This is a genomic window from Nostoc sp. FACHB-888 (assembly GCF_014696655.1).
In the GTDB taxonomy this organism is placed as follows: Bacteria; Cyanobacteriota; Cyanobacteriia; order Cyanobacteriales; family Nostocaceae; genus Nostoc.
Window position 1 is genome coordinate 1 of record NZ_JACJQM010000314.1, and the last position, 3,612, is coordinate 3,612.

General features: G+C 37.5%; 5 protein-coding genes. 4 read left to right on the forward strand and 1 reads right to left on the reverse strand.

From position 1 onward, the window contains the following. From H6G26_RS39875 to H6G26_RS39890, 4 genes are all read left to right on the forward strand, one after another. Nucleotides 1–326 (forward strand): winged helix-turn-helix domain-containing protein (locus tag H6G26_RS39875; RefSeq protein WP_206757592.1); only part of this gene is annotated, 326 nt, incomplete at its 5' end. Then, nucleotides 263–904 (forward strand): transposase, encoded by a 642-nt coding sequence (locus tag H6G26_RS39880; RefSeq protein ID WP_190737456.1) that lies wholly within the window; start codon nt 263–265, stop codon nt 902–904. The genes H6G26_RS39875 and H6G26_RS39880, both read left to right, overlap by 64 nt. Nucleotides 905–1,418: 514 nt before the next feature. Then, nucleotides 1,419–1,664, forward strand: coding sequence for a helix-turn-helix transcriptional regulator (locus H6G26_RS39885; protein WP_190737458.1), 246 nt, complete (start codon nt 1,419–1,421; stop codon nt 1,662–1,664). Between the two features lie 299 nt (nt 1,665–1,963). Beyond that, nucleotides 1,964–2,788 carry a hypothetical protein gene (locus tag H6G26_RS39890; protein ID WP_190737460.1) on the forward strand — a complete coding sequence of 275 codons (825 nt, stop codon included), beginning with the start codon at nt 1,964–1,966 and terminating at the stop codon, nt 2,786–2,788. A gap of 236 nt (nt 2,789–3,024) precedes the next feature. Here H6G26_RS39890 and H6G26_RS39895 read toward each other — a convergent pair whose 3' ends face one another. Continuing rightward, entirely contained in the window at nt 3,025–3,504 is a 480-nt protein-coding gene (locus H6G26_RS39895; protein WP_190737462.1) for a hypothetical protein, read from the reverse strand. Nucleotides 3,505–3,612 lie beyond the last annotated feature (108 nt).

Genomic DNA, 3,612 nt, shown 5'->3' on the forward strand with positions numbered 1-3,612 from the left:
ACAGTGTAAATTATCTATCTTTTCAGCCCCCTACTGCTAGCGATCGCTTATTCTTTTCTTATCCGCATTCTTTGTTTCATTTGTCAATGCGTAAGTTCTGGGGTTATCTTGATAGCAAACAAAAACAAACAGTGATTCAATGGCTTAGACAAAAAGATTACTGGCATTTAAATGAACTAAAAGAGTACATAGAAGAAAGTTTCAATATAGCATTTGAGTCAAACCAAAGTTATTATAATCTATTTAAAGAAGCATCTATAAGTTGGAAAAAAACACAAAAAAAGAACCCACGCAAAGACGAGGAGTTAGTAGCAAAAAAAAACTAGAAATTACAGCATGGCTTAATGCACATCAAAGTGAGATTGTGTCTGGAGAAATGGTTGTATTTTTTGAGGATGAGTGTCATTTGTTGTGGGGAGACATTTGTGGTTATATTTGGGGTAATACTCAAGAAAGAATTGAAGTTCCAGTTCTTAACGAAAGACAAAGACAGACATACTTTGGTGCACTGAATTATTACACACAAGAATTTTTAATTAAGCCGTTCAAAAAAGGTAATTCTAAATCGGCAATTGCATTCGTAGAATACCTGCTTACTCAATATCCTAAAAGCCGCATGACTTTGATTTGGGATGGAGCTAGTTATCACCGTTCAGTTGAATTTCAAGATTATTTAAAATCTGTAAATCAGGGTCTAAACGAGAACGAATGGAAAGTTACTTGTATTCGCTTCGCTCCTAATGACCCGACACAAAACCCAGTGGAAGATATTTGGTTGTCTGCTAAAAAGTTTATTAGAGAATATTATCATCTATGTAAATCTTTTACTATTGTCAAGCGTTTATTTGAACTCGCTGTTCACCATGAAATATTTAATTTCCCAAAAATATTTATGTATGATTGATTTTCACAAATGATTTAGGATTGCTATAGAATTGGCGAAGCCTCATTTTTCTTGCTCCTAACCAGTAGTTAGAGCTACTAAGCAAAAGACATAGTGTGTCACGCGACCGACGGCTTCAATAGTATTATTTGCCAGCCACTGCACTAAGGCGATTGCTTCTGCTTTGAATAAAAGGCTTGCTCAAAATGGCTGTGTGTCCGTTGATTGCTTCTCCAGGCTTCTTTACCCACTCAATAGAGTTTGTGCTATACCCCGGTGATCATGTCTCTAGACTATGTTTCGAGTTGGAATGTTGGCTTGACTTGGTTTGTAATGGTTGACTTGCGAACTCTTTCGCGTCCTGGGTGCAGGCAGTTCGCTTTCCTTACCCTTATGCTTATCAATATAAAAGCGATACTGTGTTTTGTCAATGTCTAATTGTGATTTATCACTTTTAGAGTGTTTTAAATCAATGCATGACTTTGATAATTATGTGATATGCTGGCGGAAGAAGTAAAGTTAAGGTGTTGTTTTTATGAATCAAGCTTTGATCATTTGGAAGTTACGAGAAGTTATGGCTAGGTACAAAATAAAATCAAAAGAGCTAGCGGCCGAATTGGGTGTGCATCCCAACTCAGTGACAAATCTAAGAAAAGCAGAAACTATGCCACGCCTAGATGGTGAAGCACTGGACAATCTCTGTAATGCCCTTAATAAATTGGCAGACAGAGAAATCAGCTTAATGGAGTTAGTAACTCACGTACCCAATTCCCGTAATTAAAAGCGATCGCTCCCCGCCAAGAGCGCGATCGCCTTCACTAGCCCTTCTGCAAAGGATAGCCACGTCTAACTTAGAGAATTTTCAAAAGTTAGGCAAGAGTAGCCTTGTAGTGGCATTCGTGAGATTTATCACTAAATAAAGAATTTGAAGCTATCTAAAACCGATATAAATTAGATTTAAACCAAAAAATTATGTACTTCTAAAAATATTAATTTAAGTATATTTAACTAGACAAAAAACTATAATGCTGGCTATTAAACAATGTGCTAGCTCCATCATATTGCCCTAAAATTAAATATATGTATAATCCAGTACCAGTTTTCCAACTACTCCTCCAAGATAACCCTCATCTGTTCACTACCGAAGGGTTATCCTCTCTGCTTTGGGACTGTGTTCACATAAAAGCCCCTAACTGTCACAAATTCACCTACCCTTCATTACTAAACAAGCAAGTTTACTTGGCGATAGCCGGACTGGGGGGTAGTGCTGAAGATAAAGTAATGATTTACCGGATTATGTCTGATCCTCAAGCTTGGTATAACTTTACTAAAGTGCGGCAACAAGGCCAACCCTCTGAAAATATAGGTGAAGAATTTTATTCAAACTTTGGCATTGAAATTTATCTTCAGCACAGAATTATAAACAGTATCCGATGCTTACAAAAAAGCTTAAATATTTCAGGAGTTAGACAAACCAATATTACTGTGCGCGATCGCCTATTTTCATACCCAACATTAGAGGAACAGTTAATCACGTTGGATGAAGATCGTACCACGCTTGCTCAAGCTGTACCAGAAATCATCAAGTATTTTGTCAGCCTTGCTCAGATACCGCCTGAATACAGATTATTTTTAGTTGATGAGAAAAAGCAGAAAATTCCTACTTCAGTCAACACAGTTGAGAATGCGGCATCAAGCGCAGCCATAGCAGAGATTTCTACAGAGTCTTTAGACAGGCAGCTAACAGGCACTAACTGTTGGCACGATAAAAGCGTTGAAAGAGTAGACCCTGACAAAATTTGTCTTACCCTTCATCTCGACTGGAATGAAAACAAGTTCATCTTTTTTGAAGCACATCACCAGGATTTAACTCGATTTCCTTGGACAATTGACACCATTCAATAAAAGCAAATTATTCCAGCGTTACACAACTGCCAAAAAGGAAACAGCGATTGCAATAACCAATATTAGCGATGACGCATACCTTAAGCCTACAAATATAGACGAGGTAGTTGGGATGAGTGCAGCAGCAGTGAACAACTGACTGATTTATGCTGGTTTGCAATGACCGGAAAATCCCGTATCGCCCAACCGAATTAGGTAAACAATGGGGGCGGATGGTTGCAGTGATCGCCATAAATTTAATTTTCAGCATTTCTACATACTCGAATTTGTGGAATCACAACAAACCAATTCTCCGAAATTTCTCCTGTTATATCATCCCTCTTAGTATGGTCATATAGATATCGGACTGTTACTTCACCAGGCTGAAACTGAAACTGTCCAGGGAAAATACCTTTATTTATAAGAGATTGCGTTCCATCCCGTGATAAACAACCAATTTCCTGATTCTGCTGTGTAAAAATACTCCAACCATTACCGAAAGAATTTATCCTTAATTCGATAGGAGTACTTTCATGCAAACTTTTAATGATGTTCTGCCTTCTTTTAGTCAATTCATAGCCTAGATGTACATTACTGGGAGTTAAATCAAAGTAACGCATCAACCGAGGAAGTTGAGTTTCAGTATAAGCAGTGGTTTTTGAAGTTAAACCAGCTTGCTGTACAAATAAATTCTGCTGAGTAGAACAAACAATTAATTTTTCTTTAGCGCGAGTCATAGCAACATAAGGGACTTCCAAAGAATAAATTATTCCAAGAAAAACAAGAGACAGGTTTTCTCAAGAATGATAATCATTTTAAGGGGGAGAAAAGGGGTTGCCGAGGGC

Excerpts from the sequence above, each read along its gene's own strand:
- H6G26_RS39885 (WP_190737458.1), top strand. The coding sequence starts at position 1,419 with ATGAATCAAGCTTTGATCATTTGGAAGTTACGAGAAGTTATGGCTAGG.
- H6G26_RS39895 (WP_190737462.1), bottom strand. The coding sequence starts at position 3,504 with ATGACTCGCGCTAAAGAAAAATTAATTGTTTGTTCTACTCAGCAGAAT.
- H6G26_RS39890 (WP_190737460.1), top strand. The coding sequence starts at position 1,964 with ATGTATAATCCAGTACCAGTTTTCCAACTACTCCTCCAAGATAACCCT.